This window comes from Nesterenkonia aerolata, from assembly GCF_031470965.1.
Taxonomy (GTDB): Bacteria; Actinomycetota; Actinomycetes; order Actinomycetales; family Micrococcaceae; genus Nesterenkonia; species Nesterenkonia aerolata.
This window is the reverse complement of sequence record NZ_JAVKGR010000003.1, coordinates 40,710-56,166: the sequence shown is the minus strand read 5'-3', so window position 1 is coordinate 56,166 and position 15,457 is coordinate 40,710. Positions and strand designations below refer to the sequence as shown.

Genomic DNA, 15,457 nt, shown 5'->3' with positions numbered 1-15,457 from the left:
GCGGGGCGTCAGTACCCGTGCTCGGGGTCGGCGATGCCGATCGGTGTACGCCCCTGGCGCAGGCGCCGATGGTTCTCCAGGATGCGTTCGCGCAGCAGCGGGACGACCATCTCCGTGGTGTCCGCGGTGTGCGGGGTGATCAGGCAGTTCTCCTGCGCCCAGAGCGGGCTCTCCTCCGGCAGCGGCTCGGGGGTGGTGACGTCGAGACCCGCACCGCGCAGATGCCCCGAACGCAGCGCCTCCAACAGGGCGTCCTGGTCGATGAGGGCTCCGCGGCCCACATTGGCGACGACGGCTCCCTCGGCGAGCAGTTCCAGCTGGCGGGCACCGATCATATGCCGGGTGGCATCGGTGACGGCCGCAGCCAAGGCCAGTACGTCCGCCCCCTCGAGCACCTCGTCGAGGCGGTCTTGGCCGACCGTCTCATCGGCCCCGTCGAGCGGCGTGGGGGTGCGCCGGACCACGGTGACATGGGTGTCGAAGGCCTTATACAGCCGGACGATCTCCGCGGCCACACCGCCGGCCCCGACGACGACGCAGCGCAGACCGTTGAGCGAGACGCCGCCCTCTGTGCCCCAGCTGGTCGCACGGGCACGCTGCTTGAGATGCCTCAACGCCGCCAGGGTGAGCACCAGCCCATGCTCCCCCACAGGTGCCGCGTAGGCTCCCTTGGCGGAGGTCCAGGTGATCTGCGGATGCTCCCGCATCGTCTCCGAATAGGCCTCGATGCCGGCGCTGGGCAGCTGCACCCATTCGACCTGCGGATTCCGCCGCAGGACATCAGCGAGGTTCAGATCCGCGAACATCTTGGTCAGGACGATCCCCGTGGGATCCTGGTCCACGCCGACGAGTTCGGCACCCTGACTCAGCAGGCCCTCGACGAGCTTCTCCTCCCCCTCGGGCAGAAGATGGATACGGTTCGTCATGGCCCCTCCGTCCGTGCGATACGTCTCAGCTGGCCACCATCCTACGAGACTCACCCCGAGAAAGGCGCAGGAACCTCAGGGCAGGTGCGCGGCTCTCCGGTACCTATTTGATCCCTGAGCGCATGAAGCTCTGGACGAACTGCTTCTGCGCGGCGACGAAGAAGATCAGCAGCGGCATCACGATGATGAACGTGCCCGCCGTCAGCGAGGCATAGTCGATCCCGGACTCCGGGGCCATGAAACGCACCACCCCGACGGTCACCGGCCGTGAGTCCGTCGTCCGGGTCGCGATCAGCGGCCACAGGAAGTTGTTCCAGTGGAAGGAGACGGAGACCATAGCAAAGGCGACGATCGTCGAACGGCAGAGCGGGATGTAGACATGCCAGAGCACGCGCAACCGCCCCATTCCCTCCATCTCCGCGGCCTCGACGAGCTCCTTCGGCACTGTGAGGAACGACTGGCGCAGCAGGAAGATCGCAAAGGCACTGGCCGCATACGGAATACCGACGCCGAGGAGGGTGTCGTCGAGCCCCAGCCGGGCGATCATGCGGAAGTTCTCCGCGAGCATGATCTCCGGGTAGATCACCAGCTGGGCGAGAACCAGCACGAAGAGGAAGTCCTTGCCCGGGAAGCGGAACCGCGCGAACGCATAGGCCGCGAGCACACCGCAGGTGATCTGCGCGGCGGTCAGACCGATCACCAGCACCGCCGAGTTCCGGTAGTACATATCGAACGGGGCGGCGGACCACACCCGGATCACGTTCTCGACGGTCCAGCCGCTCCACGGGGAGAGATCCGTCGGCGATTCGCGAAAGGCCATGATCAGCACCAGCAGCAGCGGGAACACCCACACCAGCGCCATGATCCAGGCCATCAGCACCATCAGCCTCTGGCTCATCACGTCCTCCTCACCACGTTCTCCTGACTACCGCCACCGCGCTCATGCCATCCCATTCCTGCCGTCCCCACGACGACCTGCACACTTTCGCCTCTCCTCGCCGCTCAGCGATAGTGGATACGCCGGTCGAGCAGCCGGATCTGGATCACCGCGACCAGCAGCAGGATCGTCACCAGCACCACGGTGATGGCGGCTGAATACTCCGGACGGAACTGCCCGAATCCGGTCTGCCAGACGTAGTACAGCAGCAGGTTCGTCGAATCGTGCGGGCCGCCCTGAGTCATCACGAAGACGAGATCGACCTGTTTGAACGAGTTGGCTGTGGCCACCACACCGACGAACAGCGTGGTCGGCATCAGCAACGGCCAGGTCACCCGCCGGAAGAACGTCCACGCACTGGTGCCCTCCACACGGGCCGCCTCACGCAGCTGCGGATCCTGGGCCAGCAGTGCCGCCAAGTAGAACAGGACAAAGAGACCCGCCTGCTGCCACACCGCCACGACCATCATCGCCGGCAGCGCCGTGGCACTGGAGCCCAACCAGTTCAGCGTCGGCAGCCCCAGGAAACCGGCGATCCCATTGAGCACACCGAAGTTCGGCTGGTAGAAGTACACCCAGATCGACCCCGCCGCAACGATCGGCAGCACCGCCGGGGCCAGGTAGGCCACTCGCGCCAGAGCTTTGGCACGGACCACCTTGGCTCCGAGGATCGCCAAGCCGAGCGAGACCAGGATCGTGCTCGGCACGGTGACCGCCGTGTAGACCAGGTTGTTCGTCAGCGCCTGGTGGAAGACCCCGTCATCGAGCATCCTCTGAAAGTTCGCCGTGGTCAGCTCCCCGCCTCGTGAGGTGAGACTGGTGTAGGCCGACATCAGAAACGGCAGCACCGTGAAACCCAGCAGGATGATGAACGCCGGGGCCAATGCGGCATATGAGAACAGGGCATCTGCCCGGCCCCGCCGGTCACCGGTCATCTGCGCACCCTCAGCCATGCCGGGACTCAGCGGTACTCGTCGAGGGTCGAATCTGCCTGCTCCTGGGCCTCCTCCAGTTCAGCGCGCGGGTCGGCGCCGTCGGAGAGTGCCGACTGCACAGCATTGGTGGCGAAATCTCCGACCTCCTGCCTGCGGAAGGTGCCGAACTCGCGCTCGGCATCAGGCAGCTGGTCCTTCGCGACCTCAGCCTGCGGGAAGTCCTCGACGTACTCGGCCAGCGGCTCGGTCTCCCAGGCGTCCTCACGGGTGGCCACATAACCCGAGGCGACACCCCAGTCAGCCTGGATCTCCGGCGACGAGAGGAACTGCGCCAGCTCCACCGCCGCCTCCTCTTCCTCCTCCGAGAGGCCCTCCATCACATAGAGGTTGCCGCCTCCGGTGGGCGAACCGGGCTGCTCCTGCGTCGGCAGGGGCGCGACTCCGAAGTCGAAGTCCGCGTTCTCCCGGATGTTGGTGAGGTTGCCCGTGGTGGTCCAGACGATCCCGGTGTCACCGTTGGCGAACTCGTTGGGCAGGTTGCCCCAGTCCACCAGGCCCTCGGGTTCGATGCCCTCCTCCTTCAGCTCCACCCAGTTCTCCAGGGCGGTGACAACACCGTCTTCGTCGAAGTGGGTCTCGGTGCCGGTCTCGTCGTCGAGGACGACGCCGTTCTGGATGGCCATCGCCTCAAGCATCCAGATGGCGTGGCCGGTGGAGGGGATCTGGACACCCCACTGGGCGCCGCCGTCCTGCTGGACCTGCTGGCCGAACTCCACCATCTCGTCCCAGGTCTCCGGAGCGGTCTCGGGATCGAGTCCAGCCTCCTCGAAGAGCTCCTTGTTCCAGTACATGACGATCGTCGAGCGCTGGAACGGGATGGAGGCCACGGTGCCGTCGGGCAGGGTCGAGTTGACCATGAAGGCCTCCTCGAAGCTGTTGAGCCAGTCCTCGTCGTCGGTGATCTCCCCGATGGGACGGATGAGGTCTGAATCGTCGAGCGTCAGCAGGTCCGTGCTCAGCAGCACAGACAGTGCCGGCATGTTCCCGGCCTGGCTCGCAGACTGCACCGAAGCCAGCGTCTGATCATAGTCCCCGGAGTACACGGCCGTGACGTCGATATGCGAGTTCTCCTCCTCGAACTGCTCGATGTAGCCGTCGATGGTCTCCTCCAGAGGTCCGCCCACGGCGATCGGGTAGTAGAAGTCGATGGAGACCTGGTCCCCGTCCTCTGCCCCTCCCCCGCAGCTGGACAGGGCCAGCCCCAGGGCGGACAGGCCCGCGACGATGCTCAGATGACGACGATGCAGCATAGTGATCCCCTCGTGGATTCTCGGCGTATTCAGTGGTGGTGGGTGGATTGTTCGGTGTCTGATCAGCGGCAGGTGCCGCTCATCACGCGGCAGCCACGGCCTGGGTGATCCGCCGGCCCTCAGCGCGGCAGTACCAATGGGCAGCCTCTGCCGGTGCGCTCAGCAGCACCGTGTCATCGGCGGCCGCACCGTGATCAGGGTGGACTCTGGCAACGACTCTGGTGCCGTCGGAGAGCTCGGCGGCGATGATGCGGTCCGCGCCCAGGAGCTCATTGACCAGCACAGTGGCCCGGCCCAGGGCCAGCCGGGAGTCATCAGCGCGGGCAGACGTCGCCTCGGGTTCGACGAGCACCGACTCGGGCCGGACCCCCAGTGAGCCCCCGTCCTCGCGGATCTGCTGGGGAGCGAACTCGCGGAACTCGTCACGGAGGGCGATGATGTTCATCGGCGGAGATCCGATGAACCGGCCGACCGTCGTAGTGGCCGGCGCCCGGTAGAGCTCGGCGGGCGTGTCCAGCTGCTCGATCCGGCCTCCGGCGAGCATCAGGACGCGGTCGGCCATGGTCATCGCTTCGACCTGATCGTGGGTCACGTAGATGATCGTAAGATCCAGCTGCCGTTGGATGCGCTTGATCTCCGTGCGCATCTCCGCGCGCAGCTTGGCATCCAGGTTCGAAAGCGGTTCGTCCATGAGGATCAGCCGGTGGCCGCTGACCAGAGCCCGGCCCAGCGCGACCCGCTGGCGCTGCCCACCGGAGAGCTGGGCCGGGCGGCGGTCGAGCAGCTCGTCGAGGCCCAGCAGCGCGGAGGTCTCCTGAAGGCGCTGGCGGCGCAGATCCTTATCAGCACGGCGTGCCTGGAGTCCGAAGGTGATGTTCTGCGCGACGTCCAGATGGGGGAAGAGCGCGTAGTTCTGAAAGACCATCGCCAATTCGCGCTTCTCCGGTGCCACGCCGGTGACATCTTGACCGTCGATGGCGATGGCCCCTTCAGTCACCGATTCGAGGCCCGAGATCATGCGCAGCAGCGTGGACTTTCCGCAGCCGGAAGCACCCAGGATCGCGAGGAACTCCCCGCTGCCGATGGTGGCGTCGATGCCGCTGAGAACCTCGGTGACCTGGCCCCGCCGCCCCGGGAACGCCTTCCCCACACCCTGCAGACTGACCTCTGCCACCGGCACGCCTCCTCGTCTCACCCCGCGGGCCCGCGCACCCTGCGAGCCCGTCTATGCGAACAACCCGGCCGAGTATTCATGACAGTGATGACAGGACAGGGTCTAGAAGGTGTCCAGCAAGTGACGGGCCAGTGAGCAGGTCAGGTTGATCACAGTGACGGCCATGACGGGCGCCGAGGGTAACCCGCAGCGGCGACACATCACACACAGACGACGACATCCCGCCTCGAACGTTCCCCTCCCCCACCCAGCGGGACGATGAGAGGAGACGTTCGAGGCGGGATGCCTCGTCGCGCGCTGCCGGCGCTTAGCTCTTCAGATTCTCCAGAATGGCGTTGAGTGTGGCGGAGGGGCGCATGACCTCACCAGCCTTGGCGTCATCGGGGCGGTAGTAGCCGCCGATGTCCACTGAGCGGCCCTGGACGCCGAGCAGCTCCTCGACGATCTTCTCCTCGCCTTCGGTCAGCGCCTGGGCGATCGGGGTGAAGACCTCAGCCAGATCCGCGTCCTCGGTCTGGGAGGCCAACTCCTGGGCCCAGTACAGGGCCAGGTAGAAGTGCGAGCCGCGGTTGTCGATCGTGCCGAGCTTACGTCCCGGGGAGCGGTTCTCCATGAGGAACGTCGCCGTCGCCCGGTCCAGGGCTGAGGCCAGGACCTTCGCCCGGGGAGCCTGGGCCTGCTCGGCGTACTTCTCCAGGGAAGGGACCATCGCGAAGAACTCGCCCAGCGAATCCCAGCGCAGGTAGTCCTCCTCCAGCAGCTGCTCCACGTGCTTCGGCGCGGACCCGCCGGCACCGGTCTCGAACAGCCCGCCACCGTTGATCAGCGGCACGATGGAGAGCATCTTCGCCGAGGTGCCCAGCTCCAGGATCGGGAAGAGATCGGTCAGGTAGTCACGCAGCACGTTCCCGGTGACGGAGATCGTGTCCTCACCGCGGCGGATGCGCTCCACGGCGTGCTTGGTCGCCTCCACCGGGGACTTGATGAGCAGCTCGAGCCCGTCGGTGTCGTGGTCCTGCAGGTACTGCTCCACCTTCGCGATCAGGTTGGCGTCGTGCGCGCGCTCCGCGTCGAGCCAGAAGACCGCCGGGACGCCGGTCTCCCGGGCCCGGGAGACGGCCAGCTTCACCCAGTCGCGGATCGGCTCATCCTTGGTCTGGCAGGCCCGCCAGATGTCCCCGGCCTCGACCTGGTGCTCCATCAGCACGGCACCGGAGGAGTCCACCACCTGCACAGTGCCGTCCTCGGGGATCTGGAAGGTCTTGTCATGGGAGCCGTACTCCTCGGCCTTCTTCGCCATCAGACCCACGTTCGGCACCGTCCCCAGCTGGGTGGGGTCATAGGCGCCGTTGACCCGGCAGTCATCGATGACAGCCTGGTAGACACCCGCGTAGGAGGAGTCCGGGATGACGGCCAGCGTGTCGTCCTCCTCGTCTGAGGGGCCCCACAGGTGTCCGCCGTTGCGGATCATCGCCGGCATGGAGGCATCGATGATGACGTCGGAGGGCACGTGCAGGCCAGTGATCCCCTTCTGCGAGTTCACCATCGACAGCCGCGGCCCGTCCTCCTGGGCACGGCGGATCTCCGCAGCGATCCCCTCCCGGACGTCATCGCCGAGCTGCTCGGCACCCTTGAGGATCCCGGCCAGCCCGTCATCGGCCGACAGCCCGGCCTCGGCCAGCTGCTCACCGTACTTCTCGAACAGCGTCGGGAAGTAGGCCTTGACGATGTGGCCGAAGATGATCGGGTCCGAGACCTTCATCATCGTGGCCTTCAGGTGGGCGGAGAACAGGATGTCCTCCTCCTTCGCGCGGGCGATCTGCACGGCGAGAAACTCGTCCAGGGCCTTCGCGCTCAGGAACGTCGCGTCCAGGACTTCACCGGCCTGCAACGCGATCTCCTCCTTGAGCACAGTGGTCTCACCGGAGGAGCCGATCAGCCGCACCGAGACGGTGTCCTCCTTCTCCAGCACCACCGACTGCTCGTTGGAGGCGAAGTCATGCTCGCCCATCGTCGCCACATCAGTGCGGGACCCCTTGGACCACTGGCCCATGCGGTGCGGGTTCTTCCGCACATAGGCCTTCACGGACTTCGGGGCACGGCGGTCTGAGTTGCCCTCGCGCAGCACGGGGTTCACCGCCGAACCCTTGACCTTGTCATAGCGGGCCCGGACATCCTGCTCCTCCTGCGTGGCCGGAGACTCCGGGTAGTCCGGCAGGGCGTAGCCCTGGGACTGCAGCTCAGCGATCGCGGCCTTCAGCTGCGGCACCGAGGCGGAGATGTTCGGCAGCTTCACGATGTTGGCCGACGGGTCCTTCGCCAGCTCACCGAGCTCAGCCAGCGCATCGGACTCCCGCTGATCCTCACTGAGATAGTCCGGGAACTGGGAGACGATCCGCCCGGCCAGAGAGATGTCACGGGTCTCGACCTCGACGCCGGCCGGGGCGGTGAACGCCTCAAGGATCGGCTTGAACGAATAGGTCGCCAGCATCGGGGCTTCATCGGTGTGGGTGTAGATGATCTTCGTCATCGGTGTGTGGACTCCCTCGGTCTCGGGTGGACACCGCCTGACGGCACATCACGCACCGCGGCGGCATGGTCCTCTGTGTGGTCCTGCTGTCTCGGACTTCCTACGACAAATCTACCGGAGTGCTCCGGCGGGCTTCAGGTCACGCCTGAGATGCGTCACACCTCAGATGCGCCACACCTCAGATGCCCAATACGGCCCGGGCGATCATGAAGTACACGATCAGCCCGGTGGCATCGACGAACGTGGAGATGAACGGGTTGGCGAAGACTGCCGGATCCGCGCCGATCTTCTTCGCCAGCAGCGGCATCAGCCCGCCGACCGAGGCCGCCAGGACACAGATGGCGATGAGCGTGAGCCCGATCGTCCAGCCGATGTCCCAGCCGTAGATGGCCCCGGCGAAGGTGAAGCCCAGCACCCCCAGCGCCGAGCCCATCGTCAGCCCGACGCGCACTTCTCGCCAGGCGACCTTCAACGCATCCCGCGGGGAGACGTCGCCCAACGCCAACGCACGGGTCACCGTCGTCGCCGCCTGGTTGCCGGTGTTGCCGCCGGTACCGATCAGCAGCGGCACGAAGAGGCTGAGCACGACCTTCGACTCCAGGGTCTCCTCGAAGACGTCGAGCACTTGGACGGTCAGCGTGGCCCCGACTGCCAGCACGAACAGCCAGACGATGCGCGAACGCATGATCCGCAGCACCGGGGTAGAGAGATACGGACGGTGCAGCGGCTCGGCACCACCGTGACGGGCCGCGTCCTCAGACTCCGCCCGCTCCAGGATGTCCAGGGCGTCGTCGACGGTGAAGATCCCGACCACACGGTGCTCTTTGTCAGTGACCGGCATCGCCAGGTGTTTGCGATCGGCACAGAGGCGAGCCGCGTCCTCGGCGTCGTGATCGGCGTCCACCGAATCGGCCTCGGTCACCAGCTCCGCGATGGGCATCTCCGGCGGTGCGGCGATCAGCGAGCGCAGCGAGACCACGCCTTCGAGAAGCCGCTGCCGGTCAACCACCGGCAGGGTGTAGAGCGTCTCGGCGTCGTCACCGGCGCGACGGATCTTCTCCATCGCCTGCTCCACGGTCCAATGCTCCGGGATGGCCACGAACTCCGGGCTCATCTGACGCCCGATCGTGCCGGAAGGGTAGCCCAGCACGATGTTGGTCAGGCTGCGTTCGCGCGCAGAGAGCTGGCGCATCATCTTCCGCGCCACCGAGGCCGGCATCTCGTCCATCAGACGCACACGGTCATCGGGTTCCAGCGAGTCGAAGAAATGCGCGACGTCGGCGTCCTTGAGACCGTCGACGATCTCCGACTGCAGCGCCTGGTCCAGCATGTCGAAGGCCTCAACCGCGACGTCCTTGGTCAGCAGCCGGAACGTCACCGCGCGATCCTGGACCCCCAGGCGTTCGAGGAAGTCCACGACCTCACCCACCGGCATCTCCAGCAGCTCGGCGCGCAGCTCAGAGATCTTCTCATCGCGGATCAGATCGGCAAGCTCATCAAGCTTCACTGACACGGGGCATCACCCCTTCACAGGTTACGGGGCCGCCGGGTGTCCACAGCGGCGAGAGGCAGAATCGGCGGGATCTGGTGGCAGAAATCGGGATCAGTGAAAGAAATCGGGATCAGTAAAAGAAGTTCAGTGGAAGAAATGTCGCGCACCGGTGAGGTACATGGTCAGCCCGGCCTCCTCGGCGGCGGCGATGACCTCACCATCACGCTGAGACCCACCGGGCTGGACCACCGCACGGACCCCGGCGGAGATCAGCGTCTGCAGGCCGTCAGCGAAAGGGAAGAAGGCGTCCGAGGCGGCCACCGCCCCGCGGGCACGCTCCACGCCCTCACCGGCCAAGGTATTGGCCCGTTCCACCGCCAGCCGGCAGGAGTCCAGACGGTTGACCTGCCCCATCCCGATGCCGACGCTGGCCTGGCCCCGGGCCAGCAGGATGGCGTTGGACTTCACGGCGCGCACGGCACGCCAGGCGAAGGCAAGGTCTGCGAAGGTGTCCTCGTCGGCCGGTGCGCCGGCGGCAAGCTTCCAGGCCTGCGGGTCATCACCGGCGGCGTCGATGGCGTCGGCGGCCTGCAGCAGCATGCCGCCGGAGACCTGCTGGTACTCGATCCGATCCCGGCGGTGGCCCTCGGGCAGGCGCAGCAGGCGCACGTTCTTCTTCTCCGTCAGGATCTTCAAGGCCTCGGGCTCGAAGTCAGGGGCGACGATCACCTCGGTGAAGATCCCGGCGATCTCAGCAGCTGCCTCCGCGGTGAGCGTCCGGTTCGCGGCGATCACTCCGCCGAAGGCCGAGAGCGGGTCACAGGCGTGGGCCCGGCGGTGGGCTTCGGCGATATCGGCGCCGACGGCCACCCCGCAGGGGTTCGCGTGCTTGATGATCGCTACCGCCGGTTCGGTGAAGTCGAAGGCGGTGCGCACGGCGGCGTCGGCGTCGACGTAGTTGTTGTAGCTCATCGCCTTGCCGTGCAGCGTCGTGGCCTGCGCGATCCCCGCCGAGGCCTGTGCCTCGGCGTAGAGCGCGGCGGGCTGATGTGCGTTCTCCCCGTAGCGCAGCGCCGTGACCCGCTGCAGGGCGAGCCCGGCGAAGGGCGGGAACTGCACCGGACGCGCCCCGCCGCTGTGCGTGGTCTCCGGCACTTCCGCGGCGTCGAAGTCGTCGTCGAACTGCTGGGTGGTCCAGCGGGCCACAGCGGTGTCATAGGCGGCGGTGTGGGCGAAGGCCAGCGCGGCCAGCCGACGGCGGGTGCCCAGCGGGAAACCGCCCTGAGCGGCGGCCGAGACCACTTCGGAGTAGCGCAGCGGGTCCACCACGACCGTCACCGTCGCGTGGTTCTTTGCCGCGGCCCGCACCATCGAGGGGCCGCCGATGTCGATCTGCTCGACGATCTCCTCCTCGGAGGCGCCGGAGGCCACAGTGTCAGCGAAGGGGTAGAGGTTGCAGACCACGAGGTCGAAGGCGGAGATGCCCAGCTGACTCAGCTGGTCCCGGTGCTCCTCGCGCCGCCGGTCGGCGAGGATGCCGGCATGGATGCGCGGGTGCAGGGTCTTCACCCGGCCGTCCAGGCATTCCGGGAACTCAGTGACCTCGGCGACCTCGGTGACCGGGATGCCGGCCTCGGCGATGCGCCGAGCAGTCGAGCCGGTGGAGACCAGCTCCACGCCGTGTTCATGCAGCCCGCGGGCGAGATCCTCCAGCCCGGTCTTGTCGTAGACGGAGATCAGCGCCCGGCGGATCGGATGCCGCTCCTGGGCGCTGACGTGCTCAGCCTGTGCGGAACTGTGCTCCGTGGTCACACCTGACTCCTCATCTGCCGTGCCCTGATCTTCCATGCCCCGGGCCGACGGCGCACTCTGGGTGAAGACGGTCCTCGCCGAGTCTATCGGAGCGTTGCGAGGCCCCGAACCGCAGGCTGCGTGATGATCGGTGGTCGCCGGTAGCCGCCGGGGCAGCTCAGCCTTCGAACTTATACCCCAGGCCGCGCACTGTCACCAGGTGCTTCGGACTGGAGGGATCGGGCTCGATCTTGGCCCGCAGCCGCTTGACGTGGACGTCGAGGGTCTTGGTGTCGCCGACGTAGTCAGTGCCCCAGACGCGGTCGATGAGCTGACCTCGGGTGAGCACACGGCCGGCATTGCGCAGCAGCATCTCGAGCAGCTCGAACTCCTTCAGCGGCAGCGCCACAGACTCGCCGCCGACTTCGACCGTGTGCCGCTCCACGTCCATGCGGACCGGACCGGCGGCCACAGAGGCTTCGTCGAATGCTTCGCTCTCTCCTCCGCGGCGCAGCACAGCGCGCACACGGGCCAGCAGCTCACGGGATGAATACGGTTTGGTGATGTAGTCATCGGCGCCGAGCTCCAGCCCCACCACCTTGTCGATCTCCGAGTCTTTGGCCGTGAGCATGATGACCGGCACGGTGGAGCGCTGCCGGATCTGCCGGCACACCTCAGTGCCGGGCTGGCCGGGGAGCATCAGATCCAGCAGGACCAGATCCGCCCCCTCCTCATCGAAGAGCTCGACGGCACTGATACCGTCCTCGGCGACGGTGACCTCATACCCCTCCTTCTCCAACGTGTATGACAGGGCCTCGGAGAATGAAGCCTCGTCTTCGACGAGCAGGATCTTGGTCACGCGTGTCCTCCTTCAGCGGTCCGCTGGTCAGCGGGGCGATCTTGTGCGATGTGATCTTGTCCAGGGCGGTCTTGAGCGGTGTGGTGATGGGCGCTGTGATCATGGGTGCTGCGGTCTCTCCCGGCGCCGGATGCGGCACCGGATGGGGTGCCTGAGGCGCTGTCTGATGCAGTGCCTGATGCGGTGCCTGAGGCGCTGTCCACAGAGGCGACGAGCACCGACTCATCGATCTCCGGCAGACGGACCGTGAACGTGGAACCCTTGCCGACCTGGGACCACAGCTGAACCTCACCGCCGTGATTGGTCACCACATGTTTGACGATGCTCAACCCGAGCCCGGTCCCTCCAGTCTGCCGGGATCTGGCGGAATCGCCCCGATAGAACCGTTCGAACACCCGCTCCCGGTTCTCCGGGGCGATGCCGATCCCCTGATCCGTGATGGTCACCTGCGCAACGCCCTCGCGGGAGCTCAGCCCGATGCCGACACGGGTATGCTCCGGCGAATACCGCACCGCATTGTCCACCAGGTTGCGGAATGCCATCGTCAGCTGGTCGTGGTCACCGTGGACCGGCCGGGGCAGCGAGCCGCCCACGCGCAGTTCGATGTGCTTGGCCTCAGCCGGCAGCCGGGCCCGGTCCACGGCCTCATGGATGACGTCGTTGAGGTCAGTGGGCTCACCGGCGTGGACCACGTTCTTGCCCTGCACTCGGGAGAGTTCGATGATGTCCTGGACCAACGAGGCCAGCCGCTGCGACTCCTTGCGCAGCCGGGGGGCGAAACGCCGGACGGCCTCTTCGTCGTCGGCGGCGTCCTCGATGGTCTCGGTCAGCAGAGAGATCGCTCCGACCGGTGTCTTGAGCTCATGCGAGACATTGGCGACGAAATCGTGCCGCACCGCCTCTGTGCGGGTGAGATCCGTGCGGTCATCGGCCAGCAGCAGGATGTACTCATCCCCCAACGGGGCCACCCTCAGGTTGACCACGATGCTGGTGTCCTCCTGCAGGCCGCGCGGCAGTTCGTAATCGCGGTCGATGATCACCCCGTCGGCGCGCACCCGGCGGGTGAGCTCCAGCAGCTCACGGTGGATCAGCGTATGGCCGCGGACCAGGCCGAAGGCGTAGGCCGCAGGATTGGCCCGCACCACGCCGTCGACGGTGTCCACCACGATGTAGGCCAGCCCCAGGGAGGCCAGCACCTCCGCGGCACCGGCGGGGATGGCGGGCTCGTCGACGTCGATGCCGGCGGCCCGCTGGCGCTCACTGACCCGGAAGGCATACATGCAGGCCATGCCCAGCACAAGGCCCAGCAGGCCGACGATGATCAGCAGCGTCACGGAGTCCACGTCAGACACTCTAGGACGAGCGAGGGCTCGGCGTCGCCGTCGGACCCCTATGCAGGCTGGGGTTCACCCTCCATTCACCTGCCGATCACATCAGACTTCGCCGTCTGTTCATCTGGATGCGTCATCGTAGCCAGTCGGGGCTGGCAAGATGTCCCTAGAGGGTTCTGCCCAGAAACCCTGTTCACGTGCGGCCGAAGTGCTGCGCGACGACGACGAAAGGACACCGCCCGGTGCGCAAGATCTTTCAGGAAGACCTGCAGAACGTCGGCGACCTGCTCGTGGAGATCTCGCAGTATGTCACCACGGCGATGACCGACGCGCGGCAGGCCTTCGAGACCGCTGACGTCCAGCTGGCGGAGGAAGTCATCGCCGCTGACCGTCGAATCGACGCGATGCAGACTGACATCGACGAGCGGGCGATCGACCTGCTCGCGCTGCAGGGCCCGGTGGCCACTGACCTGCGCACTGTGGTCGGGGCGCTGCGGATGAGCGCCTCGCTGGAGCGCATGGGTGACCTCGCCCGGCACATCGCCCAGCTGGTGCGCCTGCGCTACCCGGACCAGGTGACCCCGGAACCGCTGCGTGCGACCTTCCAGAAGATGGCCCAGCACGCCATCGACATCTCCGAGCGGCTGACCGAGCTGCTGCGCACCCGTGACATCGCGCTGGTCGCGCAGATCACCGCGCTGAACGAGCAGATCAACGAGCTCCACGCCTCAGTGTTCGCCGCCCTCGCCGACCACGACTGGGCGGCCAACGCGGCGACCACGGCCGACTGCACGCTGGCCAGCCGCTACTTCGAGCGCTTCGGTGACCACGGCGTCTCCGTGGCCGCGAAGGTGCACTACCTGGTCACCGGCGAGTGGGACTCCCGCGGCTCCGAGGGCGAGGCCCGCTCAGCGATCTCCCCGGTGGAGTAAATACACTCTCTATCCGCTGGCCCCTTCAGGTACCGCTCTGCATCGGTATTTGAAGGGGCCAGCGCGATGCCTGGCTGATGACAGGCTGATGACAGGCTAGCGGCGTCCCTGGTTCGCCACTGCCGCGATGGCGTCCTGCGCGGCGTCCGGGTCCAGGTAAGTGCCGCCCGGGTTCAGCGGGGACAGGCCCTCATCCAGCCGGTAGTGCAGCGGGATGCCGGTGGGGATGTTCAGGCCAGCGATGTCCTCATCGGAGATGCCGTCGAGGTGCTTGACCAGCGCGCGCAGCGAGTTGCCGTGCGCTGCCAGCAGCACCGTCCGGCCCTCCTGTAAGTCCGGCACCACCGAGGACTCCCAATACGGCAGCATCCGCTCCACGACGTCCTTCAGGCACTCGGTGCGCGGGGCCTGTTCCCCCAGCTCCGCGTAACGCGGGTCACCGGCCTGGGAGAACTCGTCGTCGGCATCGAGCTCCGGCGGCGGCGTGTCGAAGGAGCGCCGCCAGGTCATGAACTGCTCCTCGCCGTACTCCTCACGGATGGCGGCCTTGTCCTTGCCCTGCAGCGCCCCGTAGTGGCGCTCGTTGAGCCGCCAGTTCCGCCGCACCGGGATCCACAGCCGACCGGCGGCCTCCAAGGAGAGGTGCGCGGTGGTGATGGCCCGCTGCAGCAGGGAGGTGTGCACCACGTCCGGCAGCAGGCCGTGCTCGGCCAGCAGCTGGCCGCCGCGGGCCGCCTCGGCGCGACCCTTCTCGGTCAGGGACACATCGACCCATCCGGTGAACAGGTTCTTCTCGTTCCAGTCGCTCTGCCCGTGGCGGAGCAGGATCAGCTCGTAGGTCATCGCTTACCATCCCTTCCGGATCGTCCCCGAAGCTGGTCTCCCCGGGGTGGTCTCACACGGCTCAGCCGCGTACTTCAGGTTCGACGTCGGCGAGGTAGACCGCAGCCATGATCACGCCGATCACCGGGAACAGGAAACTGAACGGGCTGCCGGGGAAGATGCCGAACAGCGTCAGCAGCACCGCACCGCCGGTCATGCCCAGCCAGAACCCCTTGCTGCGCTTGAAGGACATCTCGAACCGCTGGGCGTTCTTCGGCACGCACCGCACCAGCGCCAGCACTGCGACGCCGAAGCAGACGATGGCGAAGGCGGGCATGATCCAGAGCACGTCGAGGCATCGGACGATAGAGGTCAGTGAGTCCTGCTGGAAACACTGCCCGGAGAAGAGGAGCTGCAT

13 protein-coding genes are annotated in these 15,457 nt (G+C 66.7%); 1 reads left to right on the top strand and 12 read right to left on the bottom strand.

The window, feature by feature from the left end; translation table 11 throughout:
• Nucleotides 1-8 precede the first annotated feature (8 nt).
• The 10 genes from RIL96_RS04280 to RIL96_RS04235 all read right to left on the bottom strand — a co-directional run bounded on the left by RIL96_RS04280 (nucleotide 9) and on the right by RIL96_RS04235 (nucleotide 13,297).
• Nucleotides 9-926 (bottom strand): NAD(P)-dependent oxidoreductase, encoded by a 918-nt coding sequence (locus RIL96_RS04280; protein ID WP_310547771.1) that lies wholly within the window; start codon nucleotides 924-926, stop codon nucleotides 9-11.
• Between the two features lie 103 nt (nucleotides 927-1,029).
• Nucleotides 1,030-1,824, bottom strand: coding sequence for a carbohydrate ABC transporter permease (locus RIL96_RS04275; RefSeq protein ID WP_310547770.1), 795 nt, complete (start codon nucleotides 1,822-1,824; stop codon nucleotides 1,030-1,032).
• A 104-nt stretch (nucleotides 1,825-1,928) separates the two neighbouring features.
• Entirely contained in the window at nucleotides 1,929-2,816 is an 888-nt protein-coding gene (locus RIL96_RS04270) for a carbohydrate ABC transporter permease (protein WP_310547769.1), read from the bottom strand.
• An 8-nt stretch (nucleotides 2,817-2,824) separates the two neighbouring features.
• Nucleotides 2,825-4,108 carry an ABC transporter substrate-binding protein gene (locus tag RIL96_RS04265; protein WP_310547768.1) on the bottom strand — a complete coding sequence of 428 codons (1,284 nt, stop codon included), beginning with the start codon at nucleotides 4,106-4,108 and terminating at the stop codon, nucleotides 2,825-2,827.
• Between the two features lie 82 nt (nucleotides 4,109-4,190).
• On the bottom strand, nucleotides 4,191-5,282 hold the full coding sequence (locus RIL96_RS04260; RefSeq protein WP_310547767.1) for an ABC transporter ATP-binding protein: 1,092 nt from the start codon (nucleotides 5,280-5,282) through the stop codon (nucleotides 4,191-4,193).
• Nucleotides 5,283-5,589: 307 nt separating this feature from the next.
• Nucleotides 5,590-7,812: an NADP-dependent isocitrate dehydrogenase gene (locus tag RIL96_RS04255; protein ID WP_310547766.1), complete on the bottom strand. Its 2,223-nt coding sequence runs from the start codon at nucleotides 7,810-7,812 to the stop codon at nucleotides 5,590-5,592.
• 178 nt (nucleotides 7,813-7,990) lie between these two features.
• Nucleotides 7,991-9,325, bottom strand: a complete 1,335-nt coding sequence (gene mgtE / locus RIL96_RS04250; RefSeq protein ID WP_310547765.1) for a magnesium transporter — start codon at nucleotides 9,323-9,325, stop codon at nucleotides 7,991-7,993.
• Between the two features lie 123 nt (nucleotides 9,326-9,448).
• Complete coding sequence (gene purH, locus RIL96_RS04245) at nucleotides 9,449-11,152, bottom strand: bifunctional phosphoribosylaminoimidazolecarboxamide formyltransferase/IMP cyclohydrolase (protein WP_374761845.1); 1,704 nt, start codon at nucleotides 11,150-11,152, stop codon at nucleotides 9,449-9,451.
• Nucleotides 11,153-11,273: 121 nt separating this feature from the next.
• The gene (locus tag RIL96_RS04240; protein ID WP_310547763.1) at nucleotides 11,274-11,954 is read right to left on the bottom strand and encodes a response regulator; all 681 of its coding nucleotides are present in this window, start codon (nucleotides 11,952-11,954) and stop codon (nucleotides 11,274-11,276) included.
• Nucleotides 11,951-13,297 (bottom strand): sensor histidine kinase, encoded by a 1,347-nt coding sequence (locus RIL96_RS04235; RefSeq protein ID WP_310547762.1) that lies wholly within the window; start codon nucleotides 13,295-13,297, stop codon nucleotides 11,951-11,953. Before RIL96_RS04235 ends, RIL96_RS04240 begins: the two co-directional genes overlap by 4 nt.
• A 230-nt stretch (nucleotides 13,298-13,527) precedes the next feature.
• Here RIL96_RS04235 and phoU point away from each other — a divergent pair, with 230 nt between their 5' ends.
• The gene (gene phoU, locus RIL96_RS04230) at nucleotides 13,528-14,217 is read left to right on the top strand and encodes a phosphate signaling complex protein PhoU (protein WP_310547761.1); all 690 of its coding nucleotides are present in this window, start codon (nucleotides 13,528-13,530) and stop codon (nucleotides 14,215-14,217) included.
• Between the two features lie 96 nt (nucleotides 14,218-14,313).
• On the opposite strand, the gene RIL96_RS04225 is transcribed toward phoU, so the two are convergent.
• Complete coding sequence (locus tag RIL96_RS04225; RefSeq protein ID WP_310547760.1) at nucleotides 14,314-15,060, bottom strand: phosphoglyceromutase; 747 nt, start codon at nucleotides 15,058-15,060, stop codon at nucleotides 14,314-14,316.
• Between the two features lie 61 nt (nucleotides 15,061-15,121).
• Entirely contained in the window at nucleotides 15,122-15,457 is a 336-nt protein-coding gene (locus tag RIL96_RS04220) for a DUF2516 family protein (RefSeq protein WP_310547759.1), read from the bottom strand.

Bases quoted from the DNA above. Each gene is read 5' to 3' on its own strand.
- RIL96_RS04280 (WP_310547771.1), bottom strand. From the start codon at position 926: ATGACGAACCGTATCCATCTTCTGCCCGAGGGGGAGGAGAAGCTCGTC.
- RIL96_RS04275 (WP_310547770.1), bottom strand. From the start codon at position 1,824: ATGAGCCAGAGGCTGATGGTGCTGATGGCCTGGATCATGGCGCTGGTG.
- RIL96_RS04270 (WP_310547769.1), bottom strand. From the start codon at position 2,816: ATGGCTGAGGGTGCGCAGATGACCGGTGACCGGCGGGGCCGGGCAGAT.
- RIL96_RS04265 (WP_310547768.1), bottom strand. From the start codon at position 4,108: ATGCTGCATCGTCGTCATCTGAGCATCGTCGCGGGCCTGTCCGCCCTG.
- RIL96_RS04255 (WP_310547766.1), bottom strand. From the start codon at position 7,812: ATGACGAAGATCATCTACACCCACACCGATGAAGCCCCGATGCTGGCG.
- purH (WP_374761845.1), bottom strand. From the start codon at position 11,152: ATGGAAGATCAGGGCACGGCAGATGAGGAGTCAGGTGTGACCACGGAG.
- RIL96_RS04225 (WP_310547760.1), bottom strand. From the start codon at position 15,060: ATGACCTACGAGCTGATCCTGCTCCGCCACGGGCAGAGCGACTGGAAC.
- RIL96_RS04220 (WP_310547759.1), bottom strand. From the start codon at position 15,457: ATGCAGCTCCTCTTCTCCGGGCAGTGTTTCCAGCAGGACTCACTGACC.